This is a genomic window from Sphingobacterium ginsenosidimutans (assembly GCF_039536865.1).
In the GTDB taxonomy this organism is placed as follows: domain Bacteria; phylum Bacteroidota; class Bacteroidia; order Sphingobacteriales; family Sphingobacteriaceae; genus Sphingobacterium; species Sphingobacterium detergens.
Window position 1 is genome coordinate 42,448 of record NZ_BAAAZK010000003.1, and the last position, 19,658, is coordinate 62,105.

Sequence of the window (19,658 nt, forward strand, 5' to 3'; positions counted from 1 at the left end):
TCTCCTTTCCGCTCAATATCAAGTCGGAATGTCAAATATTCGCCAAATACATTTAAATCCGCCAAAAGGTACTTATATTTGTTTTGATGAATGTAAGTAGTTTATTAGAACGGGCGCTCCGATTTGAGTTCCTTTCCAAGGAAGAGGGTGTTTTTTTATATCAGAATGCACCTACAGCTGATTTGACTTTCGTAGCCAATGAATTGCGCAAGATACAAGTGCCACATGGCAAGGTAACCTGGCAGATCGATAGGAATGTCAATACGACCAATGTCTGTATTGCAAACTGCAAGTTCTGCAATTTCTTTCGTCGCCCCGGGCATGAAGACAGTTACATCACCGATATCGAGAGTTACAAACAAAAGATCGAAGAGACATTTAAATTTGGAGGCGACCAACTTTTGCTACAGGGAGGGCACCATCCGGATTTAGGTATTGAATTCTACAAAAATCTATATAGACAGTTAAAGGAACTTTACCCTACACTGAAACTCCATTCACTCGGCCCACCGGAAATCGCCCATATTTCTAAACTGGAAAATATGAGCCATATCGAGGTATTGACCCAGCTGAAAGAAGCGGGTCTGGATTCATTGCCTGGTGCTGGGGCCGAAATTCTCAATGACCGTGTGAGACGTTTGATATCCAAAGGAAAATGTGGAGGTAAGGAATGGCTCGATGTGATGCGTGCAGCGCACAAGATCAATTTACCTAGTTCCGCTACCATGATGTTTGGACATATTGAAACTATTGAAGAGCGTTTCGAACATCTGGTATGGATCAGAGAAGTGCAAGATGAAAAACCGGCCGATTCTTATGGTTTTATCGCCTTTATACCTTGGCCTTTCCAAGATGATGGCACCTTATTAAAGAGACTCCGTGGCATTACCAATGATGTTACCAGTGAAGAGTATATCCGTATGATCGCTTTGAGCCGAATCATGTTACCGAATATCAAAAATATCCAGGCATCCTGGCTTACGGTTGGAAAACGTACCGCCCAATTGTGCTTGCATGCTGGCGCTAACGATTTTGGATCCATTATGATCGAAGAAAATGTCGTTTCGGCAGCGGGTGCTCCCCATCGGTTCACCTCTAAGTCAATACAGGAAGCGATTCTGGAAGCGGGTTTTGAACCGCAATTGAGAACGCAAAAATATGATTTCAGAGAACTGCCTGCGCACATGGTCGAACAAGTCATTAACTATTAATACCCTACATTGAAAGACGTCATTAGAAATATCGAAGCAATTATTTTTGCTTCTGCAGAAGGAATAGATCTTGCCGATATCAAACAGATTCTACAAGAAGCCTTGGCTATTGAAGTATCGAAAGAAGAGTTGCGTGAATTGATCAAAAAGATTGAAGACAAATATCAGGATGAAGACCAGGTATTGGAGCTGCGGTATATCAATAATTCATATCAGTTTCTGACCAAAGCGATCTATCACGAAGCGATACAGCAATTACAAAATCACAACAACAAGCGCAAGCTCAGTCAATCGGCTCTGGAAACACTTGCCATTATCGCATACAGACAGCCGATTACCAAACTGGAAGTTGAGCAGATCAGAGGTGTCAGTTGTGATTATTCTATCCAAAGACTACTGGAAAAGAAACTGATCAAAATAGCTGGAAAAGCCGATACAATAGGCAAACCATTGTTGTACGCGACCAGCCAACAGTTTATGGATCATTTCGGAATCAATGGTGTTCGTGATCTTCCGCAGCTAAAAGATATCGTTACAGAAGACAATGCAATTGGCGAAACAAATGAGTAAATAAAATAAAATAAATTTTTATTTTTAAAAAACAATTCAACATATTGATTAGCAGAAAAATAAAGGGCTATATTTTTTTTAAAAAAAGTTTTAAAAAATAGTTTTCTTCTCTAATTTTACAACATTGAATAAGCAACAATAAAGTATTATTTTATGAACACGGCAATATTAGCTAACGAAGATCTTGAAGAAGTAAAATTCGCGTCTTTCAATGGACCTGATGACGACGATGATGATTTCGAAAACGATGATTTCGAAATTCCTGAAATTGAAGGATTGGATGAATTCGACGATGATGATGAGTTTTAATATTTAGTGCTATATAACACTACCTATCAAAACCAGAGAATCATTAAAAAAATAAGGCGTTCAATTTGATTGAACGCCTTATTTTTTTACCCATCGATTTATTTCGCCTGGTCGATCAGCTTATGCAATTCCATCTTTGGGATCATCCCACTCTGGCGCCACAGCTGTTGACCATTTTTAAATAATATAAAAGTAGGTACTCCACTTACTTTATAAATGGAAGCAATTTTTGGATTCTTATCCACATCTATTTTTATAATCGATAGATCCTCCTGATAAAATTCCTTTACATCCTGTAACACCGGCGCCATCGTCTGGCATGGACCGCACCACGTCGCAAAAAAATCCACTAACACCAGCGAATTTGATTGAATAATCTGGTCAAAAGTTGCCATTATTAATTCTCCTTTATTTCATCTTTCAATGCCTTATATCCACCCTGAATATTGCACACATTTTTAAATCCTTTTGCACGCAAAATAGAAACGGCAACCGCACTGCGATACCCTGATTGACAATGCACATAAAGCGGCTTATTATCTTTTTCTAGCGTTTTACCAAAATTAATGAAATCCGTCAAGGGAATGTTCATTGCATTGTCAATATGTCCTTTATCAAATTCTTTCACTGTCCGTACATCCACAATATGACCTGGATCTGATCTTTCTCCAAATCTTCCTGCGCTTAGGTTTGTGACAGCATCTACAGGTTCCCGTTCTTTCCAGTGGTCTATACCTCCATCCAATATACCGATAGCACCTGTATAGCCCAATTGCGCTAGACGCTCCGCCACCGCAGTACGATCTTGCTCCTCAGCAACAATTAAGAGCTTTTGGTTTTTATCAGGGACAACCTGTTTCAAGAAAGTATCAAATGGCCCCTTAAAACCCACATTGATCGATCCTGGAATGAAAGCCTTTAAGAAATCATCACCTGACCGTGTATCCAAAACCATCACATCATGCTGTTTACGCAGTTTTTTAAATTGCTTCAAGGCAAGTAATGGTAAATCAGCTGTGGTATAATGTGATTCTTTTTGCTGTAGATTTGATTTTGCATTAGCTGACAGAGCACCAGGACATATAAAAACACCCCCTATCAATGCGGCCACTAAAATTCTGTTCATCTTATTTGCTATTTAAAGGGAATAAGTAATTTTTCCAATTCCGTTATTTTACCGTTGTAGATATTTAAATCGACATTTCCACGGATACCGGCCACCGAGCCTTTTTCTGAAAATTGCCAAAATGCCCAATGCTCTTTTGGATTTTCGATCCAAAAATTATAGTTGGCGATCCAGAGGGTATAGTTTGCGAATTCCTTTTCTAAAAAATCACTATAGAACTTATCCCCGGAGTATAGGATAGGTTTGACTTTATAATGTGCTTCCACCTCGTCGAGCCAACGTTTCAATCCCACTTTCAGGCTATCCATGGATTGCTGTTTTGGATGCTCCTCGATATCGAGTACAGGGGGAAGATCGCCTGGATGGAGCTGAACCTTACGGATAAAATTTTTGGCCTGTTTGACCGAGTTTTCATTTGGCCGAAAATAATGGTATGCACCCCGTAAAATAGCCCGGTTACGTATTTTGGACCAATTGCGGCTAAATTTATCATCTATACCCTTCTCCCCCATCGTCGCCCGGATAAATACAAAGTCAATGGGAAATTGATCGTTGATCGTATTCACTTTCTGCCAGTCGATATCTTCCTGATAGGTCGAAACATCAATACCAAACACTTTGTCATCATGCTTACTCATGATTTCAATATTACGGATATCATACTTAGCCTCCTTTGTTAAGGATTTATTTTTGGATGTTGCCACACGGAAGTAATACATTATTCCGGCTTTATAGTGCCATGCAACAAGAAATAAGAAAAACATTAACATTCCCACAATCATCCATATCCATTTGGTCTCGCGAGGTTGTTGTTTTTTTCTTGCTATTTTTGTTCTTTTTGATTGCTGTTGCGCCATACGATGATGAAGTTACGGCAATCACAATTAACTCGCAAAGTTTTCGTAACAATTTATATTTTTGTATATGATCGTATACAACCCTAAAGATTGGCTGTCAGCAACTTTCAAACTGCATAAATCAGACACCTTTATAAAGCTATTACCTTTTCTTATCTTAATAGCTATCTATTCCTGGGGGATAGCCTACCTCGAATTGGAATATCTCAAATTAAATGAAAGAAGCTGGGTTAAAAACATTACCATCGTCCATAACCTGTTGGGTTTTGTGATCTCCTTATTGTTGGTATTTAGAACCAACTCGGCCTATGACCGTTGGTGGGAGGCACGCAAGCAATGGGGTACATTGACCAATATAAGCCGGGCATTTGCCTATAAGCTCAACGCTATGCTCGATGCGGATGATAAGGTCAATCGCAGTTTCTTCCGAAAAACTATTCCACTGTTTGCAGAGACCCTATACGATTTTTTGCGATCCGACTACACCAAGTTTATGCTCGATGAAAATGAGCATCCCGAACTTAGGGCATTGGACAGCAAGAAGCATGGTCCAAATCAGGTTTCCAATATGATTTTCCAGAAGATAAACGATCTTTACAAAGAAGGAATTATCAGTGGGGACCAGTTAATTATACTCAATGAGGAGATTGTGTCCATGACCAATGTATGCGGTGCCTGTGAACGGATAAAAAATACGCCAATTCCATTAGCTTATAGCGCATTTATCAAGAAGTTTATTATCTTCTATACAATGACACTTCCTGTAGGTTATGTTTTTTCGATCGGATATTTTGTTGTTGTTGCCGTGCCTTTTATCCTCTACGTATTAGCTTCACTTGAATTGATCGGCGAATCCATCGAGGAGCCTTTTGGTATAGACCAGGACGATCTACCGATTGATAAAATAGCTGCCAACATCAAAAAACACTGCCACGAGATTATTCCAGCATAGCATTTTTTAAAATAATCTAGCTCATTTTCAAACCATAAGACATTGCTGCAAAAATAAGTTTTGCAAATCTATTCAGAATTTCTACTTTTGTCGCGGAGAGTTGGCAGAGTGGTCGAATGCGGCGGTCTTGAAAACCGTTAACTGTCACAGGTTCGGGGGTTCGAATCCCTCACTCTCCGCAGAAAGATCCTTCATCGCAAGATGAGGGATCTTTTATTTTACAGATAAGTTGATTCGAACCAGAAGGGTTGGCCGGGGTTCGAACTTTATCATCGCGGGTTATAGCATGGGGATGTGGGACGCGATAAATCCCTCACTCTCCGCAACCAAAAAATAAAGCCCGACGATAGTCGGGTTTTGTCGTTTATAGACTTTTGCAAACAATGTTTGATAAAAAGTGTATAAACGACAAAAAAATGAACAGAGTGAATGGCTTTATTTTATGGTGAAGCCTCCCCCTTTGGGATCATTTTATTATCCCTCACTCTCCGCAGAACAAGCCTTTCAGAAATGAAAGGCTTTTTTCGTTGTATTTGGATTCGAACCAGAAGGATTGCCCCGTATTCGAACGCCTGGCTCCTTTAATTTTAGTCCCTATTTCCTCGTTGAGGCAATGTGTAATTTTATTGCACAATGTGCTCTTATTCCAATCCCAATTTTACATAGCATATTTTTAATTCCACAAATGAATGATTTTCATCTTCAATGATATAATTATCATCATTTTCTGGAGAAACAATGCCTTAAATTTAAAAATCAGAAATATTGTAGTATTAAACAAGAACTATTATGAACGAGAAAAAACAATACGTTACTCCGTCAATAAATGCGATGGAAATCGAATTGGAAAATGGTATTGCTGCTGGATCAGAAGGTAGTGGTAGTAACGGTGGAGGCGGTGGTGGGTGGGAAATGGATAAAATAGGTTGTGCGGAGGCACAACCTATTAAACTTTCCTTATTCTAAGCATGCCAAAAATATTTTATTAAAATTAATCTATAGGGCTATTTTTGCTCATATAATTAATCCCCAACCAAACTCATCAATCATAATACGGAATATTTTTACCCAAGATAATATTACGCCTGACTGTTAGTATCCCAGATTCTATTATTGGGTGAACTATCCCCGAGCCGCCACGGTTTTCAGCAGCATTGCGACGTTCTGAGCTCAACAGTACATCATCATCAAAAAAATACTCATCCAGATAATATTCATTTTTGTTGGGCTCCTTAATCGTAATATGAATATGCTCAGGCTCTCCACCATCCGGATAAGCACCGGGCCTAAAGGTGTAGAAAGTATACTTGCCATCTTTCCCCGTTTTCACCCAGCCTCGGTATATGCCATGTCGTTTCGCCCAACCGGTTTCACCACCATTAGTTTCGTAGACTCCCTGTCTATTCGTATGATAGATGTATACCATCACATTTTGAGCTGGTGTTTTACCATCTCTTTTCAGAACAGTACCAGTAACCTTTAATTTCGGTTCATGATGTTGAAATCCCGGAAGCGTGTCTACAGGAGTCAATATTTTATTCTTGTACTCGAAAATTGCTTCGCATCCTTCACAGGAGCCACCTACATGTTTGGAGTCCTGACTTTGGCAAGATCCTAGTATTGAGCTGAGCAACAAAAGGAACAAGGGGATGATGCTGTTTTTTAAATCCATAACTCGTCGTCTATTAAATTAAAAGTTTCCCCGAAGATATGGATGGCAAATAGCCTTCAAAAATCAAATTACCTGACCCGATGAGTTTATCGTTTAACCCGATGTCCCTGTGGCAAATCGCGTTTTGAAATCGGCAGCATAAGTCCTGCTTAGTCGTAGGGAACTACTATCGGTCAACAACAGATCATAGTCACCATTTAATCGGGATTTAAATGAACGTACTTTCGAGATATTGACAATGGTCGATTTATGTACCCGAATGAAGGTATTGCTGTCGAGTCGCTCGCAAATAGCTTTTAATGTCTCTGCATGTAAATACCTCTTGTTTTCAAGGTGGATGGAAATATAGGGCGTAGCGGCAGTAATCTGCACAATGTCCGCTATCTGGATGATCACATTATCTTTACCATTGTTAATCACAATTGTATCCAAAGCAGGTTTACTTTCTTCCATTTGCTTAGATGTCGTCGGCTCCATAAGATACTTATATCCGATGACAAAGCCGGTGTATACTGCGATCAATTCACCCAGATGATGCGTCAGTGTATAGGAAAAGAATTTAAATAGATCATACACGCCGTTAAAAAATACCGTCGAGAACAGCGCTGCAATAAAAGGTAAGATGCTGAGATGGATTACCACTGGCACGCTTATCCATTTGATTATATTAGAGCGACTATCTAGCACTTTATTTTGTAGCTTTCGATACAAAATCATGAGTATAGGTATATACAGGAACCAAATAGTTTTAAACAACAAAGATTCGCTAAAATAAAACGCATAACCATTTCGCTTTGCTTCCAGAAAATCCTGAAATATGGCTAAGGAGGCAGTAGAGAAAAAAACACCCGAAATGACTAGTAACAACCTCCTTGTATTCCATGTATATTTTGATAAGGATCTCCAATTTAAGTTAGAATAGACCATTGTGTATAGGAATTAATTGTTTCTTGACAATAGTATTTGTAGGCAAAAACCCTAATGCGAACTGCGCATGTTCACCATACCCAAATATAACAAAAAGCGTTCACGAAGTTAATGGGTCAATTGTTCAAAATAATGCTTAATCGTTGTTTTCATACAATGAAATAGGCTACCAACTTCAATATTGGCACAAAAAAATCCATGCACAAAGAAATTCCATGGATATCTCTTTCACCATCGATCCCCTTTGGTTGTATAAAGGACTGATTTTTTAGTCCAGAACGTTGGTCTTCTTTTAAAAAAAACATTTAATAAAAACCTGATATCCAGCAATATTTTCGGCATAAATCGTCTAAACGGCACATTAAACAAAGAAAAATGTAAAATAAGTTTTGTAAATCTGTTCAGAATTTCTACTTTTGTCGCGGAGAGTTGGCAGAGTGGTCGAATGCGGCGGTCTTGAAAACCGTTAACTGTCACAGGTTCGGGGGTTCGAATCCCTCACTCTCCGCAAGATGCGAAAACGAAAGTTTTCAAAAAGCAACAAAAAATAGATAAAACCTGCAAAATCAATGATTTGCAGGTTTTTTTTGTTTATGGCGATTGCTGTAATTTTCAAAAATACTCCTAAAGTTTGTGGCAATTTTGTGGCAATTTTTAAAATGAATGAAAATTGCCACAAAATAAGGTTTAAATTGCCACAAAAATACGTGTAATTTATTAATAACGAACACGTTGCAAATTGAAACATCTTGACTTGAAGAGCTTTTAGTTTGACATTTATAACCCTAAAATGTTGAATTATGTTAGTAGAACAAAGCTATGGGCTCACCTTCTTTTTAAAGAGCTCAAAAAGATCACTGCAACGGCGTTTTTAAATAATTCATTTTTTAGTTTTTTAAATTATTAAATTTTTAAAGGCTCTTAGGCCTCACAGCAATGAATGAAAGCTTTTGAAATTTAGATTGTTACTTCGGCTCCGTGCGCTAGCCTTTACATGCTAAATCAGTTTGTACTTTACTGGACCTAATGCAGAAAAATTTAGCAAGAGGCTATCTTTGGATGATAAAATGAAGTACCTAATTCCTGTTCAATATTTTATTGGTGAAGATTTAATTAAGCCATGTTATGAAGCAAAATGGGAATTTAATATAAGACGTTATTTTCAATCATTTTTTGAAGCATGCCGCAAAAAAGTAGAAAGTTGTTATTTGAAGGAGAAAAGGATATGGGACTTACATTAATTGTTGGTTTTGTAGATGAAAAACGACTAAAGCGGGTAAACCGCCGCTTTTCTTTACACCTTCATAAAGAGTTTATGGAAGGTATATTATCATTATTATCAATTTTAAATCTAGAAATTCACATTGATAGGAGAATTGAAAGGGGAAAATCGAAATTCTAAAATCGGTATAGTAATGCCGCCTTTTGCCGTTGTGGAACAAATAAATACAGGCAAATTTATTTTCGTTTATCCTGATTTTGAATAATGGCAAACGAGTAGAGCATTGAAATTCACTATAAAAACGAAAAGCGATGGTCTTCTTCTTAAGACCATCGCTTTTTTATTTGCGTTGTTACTATTGAATCCTCACTATAAATATTATTAATAATTTATGAATATGCCTGAGCAAATCGGTCAGTTAAAAGATTAATAACACTTTTATATACTTTTATATGTGATATTAAACCGGAAGCCGATTTTAATAGCCCGGACAAAGAGTATTTGGATACGAGCGAGCACCCGGATCTCCCCAGCTTGTCTTCCAGCAGCATGCAAAATATCCGGAAGCAGCGGTTACACTTCTACTGTTTCCAATTCCACCAGGATAATCAGTACCAATTGAACAGCTCGTACTTCCACAACCGCCGGCAGTACATGGTTTTACCGGCGGGGTACTCGAGGTTTCGCCGGCAGTCTCAGAATCAACACAATTGCCACTATAGTCCCTCAAGTAGCCTGGTTTGCAGAAGCAGCCGGCCTTACAAGCTCCTGGGCTTGAACTGGGTTCCGGATTATCAACAGTAGGTTCCATCTGTGGTCCACAAGATGAGTATTCTTCATTGGTCCCACATTGGTTAGATGCTGACAATGTTAATGTAAGTGCTGCCACAGCAGTAATTAACAAAAATAGATTTAACAATAAAATTTTCATAACATTTAATTTTAATAAATAATTGAATGAATAATATTTATAATTGATAGATTACCAAGGTTATAACTGCTATTCTGTATTATTTTGCCAAAATCGTCAATTGTAATTTTTTTAGCCTTACCACTTGAAGGGCTTGGAATTTTTATACTTCTAAATGTAATATCCTTTGCCCAATATTGTATTCCATAATCCGGAATTACGAAACCTAATGCGAGCCCCGGTGTACCGCTGATTAAACACGGTCCTGTCGAAACCGGAATCTCGTCTGTATAAAATGCGATGACATATAATGAGTCAGCCGTCAGGCCATCTATTCTACGGCATTGGTATCCTTCAATTAATCTGAATTCGTTAGTATAATACCATTTAATTTTTTTCACTGTATCCAAGATGATAAAATTCTGTCCGGAGAATTTTAATTGTATACCAGTTTTATCCTCGTTTTCCGAAAAAAGCTTCGCATTTTGAACACGAAAAGGATGATCGTCATTATTTTTGACCGCATCAAAAGAAGATTCTGATTTATTGAACGTTAATGTAAAATCGCTCTTATATAATGTTTTCGTACTCGATTTTCCTTCAATCCTCTCATAGGTTACTTTCCCCTGATCATAAAATTGAAAAGGCTGTGCTCCAACCTTTAGCGCCAAAAAAATTAAATTTATAATAAGAAATAACTTCATCATATTTTCTTATTAAAATCCCACTTTAATCCCAATAGAAAATACTGCGAAATAAAACCCTCATTGTATTGCAGGAATCTATTAGGTGAAAATTTCTGAATTACATTATTATAGGAGCTAAAGATATCATAGGCCTTTATCGATATTGTCATATTCTGCTTATTTAATTCTTTTGTTATTTGCACATTTGTATATTTCTGTTTTAATAGTTTATCTGAATAGACATCCTTTCCAAACTGTTCCAATGAACTTCTTTGAGAAATCTGAAAACCTTTGCCTAAATATAATTTTGTATCGATAGTAAATGAAGAGGTTACATACATCAATCGGTTTTGGAATTTACTTTTAACATTATCATTAATAACAGCATCAATACCAAAGTTAAAACGGAGCGTAAAATCAAATGTCTTTCTGTTCTGTTTTGTCAACGTTCCCCCAATTGAAAAATTAGAAATTTTATTTTTTGCCAAAGTATTGTTCAATATTTCGGAAAAGCTGCTGAATGAATAGTTTATTGCGGGACCTATGATCACTGAATTTTTTAACAAGCCTTTTGAAAAATTAAGATTAGCATTAAATTGCTTTAATGCCATATCGTGATCATTTACATTGCTGTAATAAGTCTTTCCTTGTTCATCAATATCAAGCTTACTGATAACCGGATTAGTAGTCATTGAAAATTCGACCTGGGAACCAATTGTTATATTCCTAAAAGAATTAAAATAACCGTAGTTTCCATTAAAAAAATGATTTTTGGATGATTCCAGATTAATATTGCCAATATAAATGGTAACGGGATTTATAATTGGACGAAACGCGGTCATTTGGAAAATGGTCGGAATGATAAGGTTGTATTTATACTGGGACGAAATCTGGCTCCTTTCTGATAATTGATATCTTGTCAATAAGCTAAAATTTCCACTTAAAAAATCCTTTTTCAAATTATAATTATCGCCTGATAAAGCATGTAGTTTTAATTTGCTGGCTAAAACATAGCCGGATAAGGAAGTTTGAACTTTCCCTTTATTTAAGGAGTAAGACATACTCAATCCTTCAGATTTCGATGTCGATCTGTAATTGTAGGAAGGATCGTTCGGTATATTTGTCCCCGGGTCCGTATCCCTAAATAAAAAGGATTCATTTTTAGAGTCAATGTTTACTGAATAGCTCAGAGAAAGATTGCTGTATTTGTCGATTCCAGTTCCATAGGTCAAAAAAGAAAAGAGATTGTGAGCAGTGTTTTTATTGACACTTTGATTGTCCAGTACAACAGTGTCTGTGTTTTTTGAAAAATAAGTTAAATTCCTTTTCGTATCTATTGCATTTGTATAAACGTTACCTGAATTCAGCACCATGAGTAAATACCTTCTTTTTTCTTTGCTAATATTAAATTTTATCTGGAAAAAGGGGTTGAAACTATAAGATCTACTGTTTACATTAGATGTGTCGTTTTGAGAATTGATAATGGAACTGTCTTCTTTAGTACTTACGGCATATCTTGAGGAATGATATAAATGATGGCCGGCGGTTGATTTTAGCTTAAAATCAAGTTCAAGGTCATTTCCGAGATTACCCGTTAACCTGGAATTCAGGCGGAGCATTCTGTTACCGGATTGATTTTTGGAAGAAGAGAAATTCGAACGAAAATCATTTTCTAAAAACTGCTTCTCAAGATTATCTGTTGTCGTTTCATTTCTATTTTCATTTACACTGATTTCATTATTGAAATGAAGGTTCTTTTTTAGTTCGTCATTATACGTTAAAGCATAATTTCTTGTTTCAGGATTACCGATTATTTTTGGCACGACAAATATTTCATTACTTGCTAATGATGAAATACTCGTGTTTATGCCAATTTTTCTTGAATTATTAAAAAGTCCACCAAATAAGGCTAAACCATAACGTCCTTTGCTGCCGTAATTAGCAGCCACATTTCCAAAGACACTTTTTTTAGCCTCTTCCTTTAAGATAATATTGGCCACCTGAATTTTCTTTCCGTCATTAATTCTCGTGGATTTTGTAAGCTCCGTTTCCTCATCATAAACCTGGACCTTTTTGACAGCATCCGCTCTTACATTTCGGACTATTATTCGTGGATCGTAAGAAAAATATTCCTGTCCATCAATGTAAATCTTTGAAACGACCTTATTTTTTACCATCACAGTACCATCATCACTTACCGTTATACCATGTAATTTCTGAAGTAAAGAACCTACTTTATCATTTTTACCCAAACTCATGGCGGCTACTGTATATTCTGTTGTGTCACCGTTGAGCTTTATCCGGAGAATGTCTTTATTGATGACCACTTCATCAATAATGTTCTCTAAACGATCCAGTGTGATGTTGATTTTGTCTGAAATCCTATCACTAACTTTCAAAGTCTTATGGACTCCTTGAAATCGAGGATATGATACGGAAAGAATATATTCACCACTATCCTGAACATTGATCAGAAAACTGCCATTTTGGTCTGTACGACAATATTGAATAATTAACGAATCTTTTTTGTTCAATACCATAACCAAAGCATTTTCAAGTGGCTGTATTGTATTTTTAACAACGACCTCGCCTTTTATTAATTTTTGAGCATACAGGTCTCCGCTCATTACGAGTAAAGCAACGAGTAAAATAATAAGTTTATCACGCATGTAAAAGCTTAATGAATGTTAGTCCTGCATCGAAGATCGCTAATCGGAGATCTATGTTCTTTTTCTAAAGAACTTTAAAATTAAGAAGTAAATAACCATTAGAATTAATACGCTTACGAGAACCTCAAAGAAAGACATTCCGAGAAACAATAAATTTTTCATATAATTAATCTTTTGTAATAAATTTTTGAAATTTCCGGAGACTCACTCGATGCCACAAGAGGATTACTTACTTTTCGTGCATCGTCCAAATTAAAAACAAGGGTCAAAGGCAAATATTCCTGATTTTTGCTTTCAAAAATCTCGCAGTCTATTGGCAAGCAGTGATATTTGAGATTAGGTATATTATAATCTTTTAATAAATACGCTAACCTTATAGGATCTGAGTATCTTGCCAAAACAATAATATTGTAAGAGTTTTTACTGACTTGCGTTAAATTTTCCAATTCCTGAACAATACAAGAATTGCAGCCTGTTTCAGTAAAATAAAAATAGATGGTCTTATTTTTATTATCTGATTGAACTTCGATATTTTGATTATTGATATCTTTCAGATCGTGCCTGAGAGTATATCCTATTAGTGATATTGAAAGCTTATAATTCTGAACGGTTTCATCCAAATTCATATATCTGAGACCAATATCACTTTGATAGTTTGATAGTGTTGATTTCATTTTGTTTACGTAATAAAATGAAATCAATACTGTTATTATACAGGCAGTACTTACTGTATAAGGTATTAGATTTTTGAATTTTGGAGACATACTATAGGTTTATTATTACTAACTGATGATACCAGATTCCTTAGTTCCTTTGTTGCAGTATTCAGATTTTTCCTGTAATATTCCCCAACATCTCTCGGATATATAATTGATATAAAATTATTCTCAATCTTATCACTGATATAAATAGGAATTTGATATAGGTCATTCACTAACCTACCACTCAGTTTCCCCCTGTTAGATTTAAGATAAATATGAGTCAGCAGTTCATTTCCTCTAAAAAAATTGAAGTAAAGAAATCTATCGCTCTCAATGACATCTTTAATAAGGAATGAATAATTAACGGAAGTATCAGACTTTAGAAAATCAAAAAAAGACTGGCCGGATAGTTGGTCAATATTCTTTAAGATTTTACTATTCTCGAAATAGACGGAGTATCTTGCATTTAATTTTTGGCTATTAATATTCCATCCAAAAATTGTATTGTCCAATGGTTTTATATATAAAATCGTATCGTTGTAATTGTAAAATGATCGAGAGATTGTTACATAAATTGCCCCCTGTGGAAACCTGTCCAAATCAAAAGGCAAGTAGAGGTTCCTAACGTTTTTGTTTTTATTATAAGCCAAAAGTTCAAAGGTTATCTCGTTTTTGTTCCCAAACTTCAGATCGTCTGAATTAAAGTTGATCATTTTAGACAAATTAAAGAGTATTGTCGAATCAGCCGGAGAATACGCAAATGAATTAAAAAACAGATAAAGGCTGTCCTGTTTAAGTAAATTTAGATGATAATCATATTTGCAAACTCTTTGGTTTTTATATGCAATTACGATCTGCTTGTTAATTTTGTCAAGACTGAAGGCTATAGGAGTTTGCTCTCGCCCAGCTTTACTTTCTGCTATTAATTTTCCTTTGGAATCAAAAACCAATACTTTCTTGGCATAGTCCTTATCAAGAACAAAATAATGAGAGTCGTCGTAATCTAGCTGGTCTATTTTTTCAAAAGCGGTTTCATTGGCAGAATCTAATCGCAAAAAACTAACATCAGATACTATACTTGACAAATTAATAGAATCTTTCTTTTGGACATCTACAATGATCTCCACATTGTCGAGAGAATGTATTTCTGGACTTTTTGCCTGGTTGTCATTACTTCTACAGAAAGAGACTGCCAAGGAGATGAAAACTACACCAATAATTACGAGTAATTTGTTATTCATATTAGATTATTCAAGCTTAATATTTTGGTTAGTAACTGCTCCGCTTCAGTAATAATTTTTATTCTTTCACAAACTTATTATTCTTAACGTACCTCTAAGGTAAAAGAATAATATTATTAGCTAATTATGAAAATCATTAAAAAATACAATTGAAATTATCTACTTAAAACTTGAATTTAGTAATGGTTCAGAAGTGGAGTTACTGATTAATCTGCGCGAATCCAATTACGCTACTTTAGAAACAAAATCTTTCCAAAAGATTATAACTTGAATAACAAATGTTTATCTTTGTATAAATTAAAACGTTCTTTAAATCTTTATTAAGATTTTGCAGATTAAAATATTAGTGGAGTTGTGGCAAATTCGTAGCAATGTTCTGATTTGAAATTTTAAATATTTCATTTTCAACAACTTACACCAAGTAATTCGAATCCCTCACTCTCCGCCACCAAAAATAAAGCCCGACGATAGTCGGGTTTTGTCGTTTATAGACTTTTGCAAACAATGTTTGATCAAAAGTATTAAACGACGAAAAAATGAACGGAGTGAATGGCTTTATTTTATGGTGAAGCCACCCCCTTTGGGATCATCTTATTATCCCTCACTCTCCGCAGAACAAGCCTTTCAGAAATGAAAGGCTTTTTTCGTGGTATTCGGATTCGAACCAGAAGGATCGGCCGGGGTTCGAACTTCTTCATCTTCCCCTATCGTCCCTTAGACTAATAAAAAGTGGCTTTTTTGATAAAAAAATCGAAGTCCTTTCATTCAGATATTCCTGTACATTTTGTAGATTTATGCTATTAACCGATTAAATTTATGGAGTCACCTAAATCCAAATATTATCTTACAGCAAAGAAGTTCTGGAGGACAGTTGTAGACATTGAGAAAACAGCGGACACCTCGGAATTACAACAACAGATCGAATTTCATAAACGCTTGTTAAATATATTTCAAGCAGGCAATTTCTATTATCTAGTGTTCAATATGTATACCGGGGAAGTCGAGATCATTAGCGAAGAATGCGAAAATTTGATCGGCTATAAACCAGAAGAGCTTTCTCTTCCATTTCTCATGGAACGCATCCATCCTGACGACAAAGCCTATTTCCTCAACTTTGAATATAAAGTCGTGGAGTTTTTTAAGAGTTTACCTTATGAAAAAGTAAAAAGCTATAAGGTCCAATATGATTTCAGGTTCAAAAGAAAAGATGGGCATTACATCAGGATCCTGCATCAAGCTATTCAGATAGATTATGATGAAAACAACTTCTACCGTACGCTCTCTCTGCATACCGACATATCGCATATAAAACAAGAAGGAAAACCCTGTTTCTCACTTATTGGACTTGATGACGAACCTTCTTTTTTTAATATTCAACTCGATCAAGCGTTCACAAAATCCTATGATATGTTTACAAAGCGAGAGCGAGAAATTTTAAAATGTATCGTTGAGGGCAAGATGAGCAAAAAAATTGCTGATGAGCTGTGTGTCAGTCTCCACACGATAAACACGCACAGGAAAAATATTCTTGCTAAAGCTGGCGTAAAAACACCCGTGGATCTAATAGCCAAGGCGATAAAGGAAGGCTGGTTATAGGTTAGGGCCTACTTTCAATCAAACAATGTCGGAGTCCGATCTTTCTTTTCCAGATCAATAAGAATAGACTTATTTTTCAGACCACCTGCAAAACCAACGAGTTTCCCAGATCCACCGATGACCCGATGACAGGGTACAATAATGGATATCGGATTCTTGTTCAACGCACCACCGACTGCACGTACAGCTTTGATATCACCTAGTTGGCGTGCCAGATCTCCATAGGTTTTTGTTCGACCATAAGGAATAGTGAGCAAAGCTTCCCACACCTTAAGCTGAAAGGGAGTTCCCTGCATATCCAACGGTAGGTCAAAAACAGTGCGCTTGCGGTCAAAATACTCCAAAAGCTGTTGTTGAGCGAGTAAAAGTAATGGTGCATGGTCCTCTCTATCCGGTTTAGATAACTTTGTACGGGTATAGTCCTCACCTTCCCACAATACAGCAGTAAGACCACGTCTGGTCGCCACAAGCCTTATGTTCCCTACTGGCGATGCGATATCTGTATAGACAAGTCCGTTATCCTGCTCCATATTTTTTATTGGCAAGTTACTAATCTTTTTTATTTCATTTCCCGCAACGAAAATATGTTCCTCTACAATTTCCCTTAACTGACGACCTATATTATAAAACCGCCACGACCATCTGATCACTGCTTCACCTTTTTGCGATAGCCACAACCAAAGAAGACAAATTCTCAATCTTAAAAGCTAGTATCACCACAACACGATTATTAGCATAAGCAAATCTTGGTCTATCATCTTCTACTAGACAATTCTTTAACCTATTGTAATTGAACCGACTGAAAAAATTCAAAGAAAAAAACGGTTCCCATTGTCAAAAAAAATATGGAATAGTTCTCGTCGGGGCATCATATCAATGTGTATGAACAAGAGTTATAACCTAAAGACAAAGCATCATGGCAGAATTAAACCAAAAAACACAAGAAAGCGGAAAGAAAAAAATTAGAAGCCGGAAAATGGCCCCAAAGGTAGATCTGACAGCGATGGTAGACCTTGCTTTTCTTTTGATCACCTTCTTCATGCTGACCACAACCCTAAACAAACCTGCAGCAATGGATATTGCCATGCCAGACAAAACAAAAGGCGAGGCGACACCACCAGTGCTCATTGACGAAAACCGGACAGCGACATTGATTCTTGGGGATGGAAAATTTATGTGGTATCATGGCGACTTCAAGAAGCCCATTGCCTTTTCTGAAAAACCAAGCGATATAGAGAAAACATTACCGCAGGTGCTCGCACAGTTGAAAGCAAAGATCAGTAACATGCCCAACAGCAAGGATATGATCGTACTGATCAAGCCGAGCAAAGAAGCAAGGACGAAAGATGTGATCCATACAATTGATGAGATCAAACACCAAAACATCACACGCTATGTCATTGGCAAAACGCAAGAAGAAGAGGAAAAACAGTTGTTAGCTTCCATTCAGTAAAATACGAAAGGGAAAGCACCAATAGCAATGAAAATCGACTAAAGTTCTTTCTATTCAATAAACCGAGCGTAACGAGTTCATTGATGCCTTAATGAAAAATACGAATCAATAAAAAACAGGCAATTCAGAAAAAAAAGCCTAAGTATTCAATATTCAAAAAAGGACTTTAGCGATCGAGCATAATCAAAGTCAAAAGGGCCATTCCAAAATTGAATGGCCCTTTTGTCTTTGTGTTCAGTATTACAATCTATTATCTTTTGTCCAGATTTTCCCAATAGCGTTCCACGTTCTCTTTTACCTCGGTAGGCAAAGAAGCATAATTGTCTGAATAGGAAGTCTTCGTATATCCATCCTCCGCCTCCGCACGCAGACGATAAAATTGTCCCTTATATAAAACCAAAGCAATACAGCTCAGCTGCTTTTCGACGTGATCCTTTGGATGCCTGGAATAGATAAACACCGCATCCAGTTTCCCATCTTTGTCAGCATCAAAGAAGGCTTTTCTGGATTCCCATACCGAAGTAATAATACCATCTTCAACGATAGTTTCCTCCACAATAGGCACCCACATACCATCTTTTCGCTGAAATTGCTGTGCATATAGTTTATCCGGATCTGCTCCGCGTTCCTCTTTTGAAAAAATGATATAATTATCTTCCTTTTCGGTCTGAATATGCTCCACCTGCAGCACACGTTTGCCTTTAAATGGAAAACCCGAAGATTCAAAATTTTCTTTGTTGACTGTAATATCGGTGATTTGTGCCTGCGCGGTGTAACATCCCAGCAGCAGCAGGACAAAAAAAGTGTATTTTCCCATGTGTTTTCCCTAAATATCTATTCAAATTACTGACAATAAAAGAAAAATCCAATATTTTTAACATGCATCTTTACATCAACCTGATTCAATTCTCCTATATTCTCGCTAAATTTATCTTATTCATACACCGTGCAACAGCTACAGATGAGGTATCCGTTTCACAAAAGCAGGCATTAAACCCATGAAACAGGACATTCAAACCATCGCGGACATAAAAATATTAGTCGATCAGTTTTACAGCACCGTTCGTCAGGACAATCTCCTAGGCCCTATTTTTCAGGAACGTATTCAGGACAATTGGGGCATACACCTGGAAAAAATGTATCGCTTTTGGCAGACGATCCTGCTGGATGAACATACCTACTTTGGCAGTCCATTTCCACCCCATATCCCCCTCCCCATTGAGGCAAAACATTTCGATCAATGGCTACTTCTGTTTGAAGCGACCGTCGATCGGCTATATACAGGTGAAAAGGCTGACGAAGCCAAATGGCGCGCACAAAAAATGGCACAGATGTTCCAGTTTAAAAAAGAATATTTTAATGCCAACCCGAAAAAGAAACCGCTGATATAGCACATTTTATATTCCAGGTTCGATATGCAGTCCCACTTCATTTTCTACTAGCATTCCAGATAAAGTTACCTCCCAGTATCCGATAGGCTCATTTTTTTAGCAGTCGCCATGCTCTTTTATTTTGTAACAAAAATTGCTTACCACAAGCACGAAAACAAAAATAAA

At 36.7% G+C, this 19,658-nt stretch carries 21 protein-coding genes and 2 tRNA genes; 11 read left to right on the forward strand and 12 right to left on the reverse strand.

Annotated features, from left to right (window positions below; translation table 11 throughout):
• Positions 1-86 precede the first annotated feature (86 nt).
• From mqnC to ABFX33_RS08595, 3 genes are all read left to right on the forward strand, one after another.
• A complete protein-coding gene (gene mqnC, locus ABFX33_RS08585) occupies positions 87-1,211 on the forward strand; it encodes a cyclic dehypoxanthinyl futalosine synthase (protein ID WP_120259395.1) in 1,125 nt (374 codons plus the stop codon).
• Between the two features lie 9 nt (positions 1,212-1,220).
• Complete coding sequence (gene scpB, locus ABFX33_RS08590) at positions 1,221-1,781, forward strand: SMC-Scp complex subunit ScpB (RefSeq protein ID WP_346085521.1); 561 nt, start codon at positions 1,221-1,223, stop codon at positions 1,779-1,781.
• Positions 1,782-1,934: 153 nt separating this feature from the next.
• The gene (locus ABFX33_RS08595; protein ID WP_257093441.1) at positions 1,935-2,090 is read left to right on the forward strand and encodes a hypothetical protein; all 156 of its coding nucleotides are present in this window, start codon (positions 1,935-1,937) and stop codon (positions 2,088-2,090) included.
• Positions 2,091-2,188: 98 nt separating this feature from the next.
• Here ABFX33_RS08595 and trxA read toward each other — a convergent pair whose 3' ends face one another.
• The 3 genes from trxA to ABFX33_RS08610 are packed head-to-tail and all read right to left on the reverse strand — an operon-like array spanning position 2,189 to position 4,073.
• Positions 2,189-2,485 (reverse strand): thioredoxin, encoded by a 297-nt coding sequence (trxA, locus tag ABFX33_RS08600; RefSeq protein ID WP_104385868.1) that lies wholly within the window; start codon positions 2,483-2,485, stop codon positions 2,189-2,191.
• 2 nt (positions 2,486-2,487) lie between these two features.
• Positions 2,488-3,216, reverse strand: coding sequence for a rhodanese-like domain-containing protein (locus ABFX33_RS08605; RefSeq protein ID WP_346085523.1), 729 nt, complete (start codon positions 3,214-3,216; stop codon positions 2,488-2,490).
• A gap of 8 nt (positions 3,217-3,224) precedes the next feature.
• Positions 3,225-4,073 (reverse strand): glycoside hydrolase family 25 protein, encoded by an 849-nt coding sequence (locus ABFX33_RS08610; protein WP_346085524.1) that lies wholly within the window; start codon positions 4,071-4,073, stop codon positions 3,225-3,227.
• Positions 4,074-4,140: 67 nt separating this feature from the next.
• Here ABFX33_RS08610 and ABFX33_RS08615 point away from each other — a divergent pair, with 67 nt between their 5' ends.
• The 3 genes from ABFX33_RS08615 to ABFX33_RS08625 all read left to right on the forward strand — a co-directional run bounded on the left by ABFX33_RS08615 (position 4,141) and on the right by ABFX33_RS08625 (position 5,991).
• The gene (locus ABFX33_RS08615) at positions 4,141-5,025 is read left to right on the forward strand and encodes a bestrophin family protein (RefSeq protein ID WP_346085526.1); all 885 of its coding nucleotides are present in this window, start codon (positions 4,141-4,143) and stop codon (positions 5,023-5,025) included.
• Positions 5,026-5,119: 94 nt separating this feature from the next.
• A tRNA-Ser gene (locus ABFX33_RS08620) sits at positions 5,120-5,204 on the forward strand.
• 610 nt (positions 5,205-5,814) lie between these two features.
• Positions 5,815-5,991: a hypothetical protein gene (locus tag ABFX33_RS08625; protein ID WP_257093446.1), complete on the forward strand. Its 177-nt coding sequence runs from the start codon at positions 5,815-5,817 to the stop codon at positions 5,989-5,991.
• Positions 5,992-6,067: 76 nt separating this feature from the next.
• Here the strand turns inward: ABFX33_RS08625 and ABFX33_RS08630 are convergent, their stop codons facing one another.
• Together ABFX33_RS08630 and ABFX33_RS08635 are read right to left on the reverse strand one after the other, a co-directional pair.
• Positions 6,068-6,697 carry a dioxygenase family protein gene (locus tag ABFX33_RS08630; protein WP_346085527.1) on the reverse strand — a complete coding sequence of 210 codons (630 nt, stop codon included), beginning with the start codon at positions 6,695-6,697 and terminating at the stop codon, positions 6,068-6,070.
• A 93-nt stretch (positions 6,698-6,790) separates the two neighbouring features.
• Entirely contained in the window at positions 6,791-7,345 is a 555-nt protein-coding gene (locus ABFX33_RS08635) for a LytR/AlgR family response regulator transcription factor (RefSeq protein WP_257093452.1), read from the reverse strand.
• 702 nt (positions 7,346-8,047) lie between these two features.
• Here ABFX33_RS08635 and ABFX33_RS08640 point away from each other — a divergent pair.
• Positions 8,048-8,132 (forward strand) — tRNA-Ser (locus tag ABFX33_RS08640).
• A gap of 672 nt (positions 8,133-8,804) precedes the next feature.
• Positions 8,805-9,026: a hypothetical protein gene (locus ABFX33_RS08645; protein ID WP_346085530.1), complete on the forward strand. Its 222-nt coding sequence runs from the start codon at positions 8,805-8,807 to the stop codon at positions 9,024-9,026.
• Positions 9,027-9,324: 298 nt separating this feature from the next.
• Here ABFX33_RS08645 and ABFX33_RS08650 read toward each other — a convergent pair whose 3' ends face one another.
• From ABFX33_RS08650 to ABFX33_RS08670, 5 genes are all read right to left on the reverse strand, one after another.
• On the reverse strand, positions 9,325-9,777 hold the full coding sequence (locus ABFX33_RS08650; RefSeq protein WP_346085531.1) for a trypsin inhibitor-like cysteine-rich domain-containing protein: 453 nt from the start codon (positions 9,775-9,777) through the stop codon (positions 9,325-9,327).
• Positions 9,778-9,788: 11 nt separating this feature from the next.
• Complete coding sequence (locus ABFX33_RS08655) at positions 9,789-10,463, reverse strand: GLPGLI family protein (RefSeq protein WP_346085533.1); 675 nt, start codon at positions 10,461-10,463, stop codon at positions 9,789-9,791.
• A complete protein-coding gene (locus ABFX33_RS08660; protein ID WP_346085535.1) occupies positions 10,460-13,111 on the reverse strand; it encodes a carboxypeptidase-like regulatory domain-containing protein in 2,652 nt (883 codons plus the stop codon). The genes ABFX33_RS08655 and ABFX33_RS08660 overlap by 4 nt, the downstream gene beginning before the upstream one ends.
• 158 nt (positions 13,112-13,269) lie before the next feature.
• Positions 13,270-13,785: a hypothetical protein gene (locus ABFX33_RS08665; protein WP_257093465.1), complete on the reverse strand. Its 516-nt coding sequence runs from the start codon at positions 13,783-13,785 to the stop codon at positions 13,270-13,272.
• Between the two features lie 65 nt (positions 13,786-13,850).
• On the reverse strand, positions 13,851-15,053 hold the full coding sequence (locus tag ABFX33_RS08670) for a 6-bladed beta-propeller (RefSeq protein ID WP_346085536.1): 1,203 nt from the start codon (positions 15,051-15,053) through the stop codon (positions 13,851-13,853).
• 816 nt (positions 15,054-15,869) lie between these two features.
• Here ABFX33_RS08670 and ABFX33_RS08675 point away from each other — a divergent pair.
• Positions 15,870-16,649 (forward strand): LuxR C-terminal-related transcriptional regulator, encoded by a 780-nt coding sequence (locus ABFX33_RS08675; RefSeq protein ID WP_346085537.1) that lies wholly within the window; start codon positions 15,870-15,872, stop codon positions 16,647-16,649.
• A gap of 14 nt (positions 16,650-16,663) precedes the next feature.
• Here ABFX33_RS08675 and ABFX33_RS08680 read toward each other — a convergent pair whose 3' ends face one another.
• Positions 16,664-17,179, reverse strand: coding sequence for a methylated-DNA--[protein]-cysteine S-methyltransferase (locus ABFX33_RS08680; RefSeq protein ID WP_346085539.1), 516 nt, complete (start codon positions 17,177-17,179; stop codon positions 16,664-16,666).
• A gap of 386 nt (positions 17,180-17,565) precedes the next feature.
• Between ABFX33_RS08680 and ABFX33_RS08685 the strand changes: the two genes are divergently transcribed.
• Positions 17,566-18,102, forward strand: a complete 537-nt coding sequence (locus tag ABFX33_RS08685; RefSeq protein ID WP_346085540.1) for an ExbD/TolR family protein — start codon at positions 17,566-17,568, stop codon at positions 18,100-18,102.
• A 250-nt stretch (positions 18,103-18,352) separates the two neighbouring features.
• Here ABFX33_RS08685 and ABFX33_RS08690 read toward each other — a convergent pair whose 3' ends face one another.
• A complete protein-coding gene (locus tag ABFX33_RS08690) occupies positions 18,353-18,919 on the reverse strand; it encodes a hypothetical protein (protein WP_120259387.1) in 567 nt (188 codons plus the stop codon).
• 181 nt (positions 18,920-19,100) lie between these two features.
• Between ABFX33_RS08690 and ABFX33_RS08695 the strand changes: the two genes are divergently transcribed.
• Positions 19,101-19,493 (forward strand): group III truncated hemoglobin, encoded by a 393-nt coding sequence (locus ABFX33_RS08695; RefSeq protein ID WP_120259386.1) that lies wholly within the window; start codon positions 19,101-19,103, stop codon positions 19,491-19,493.
• Positions 19,494-19,658 lie beyond the last annotated feature (165 nt).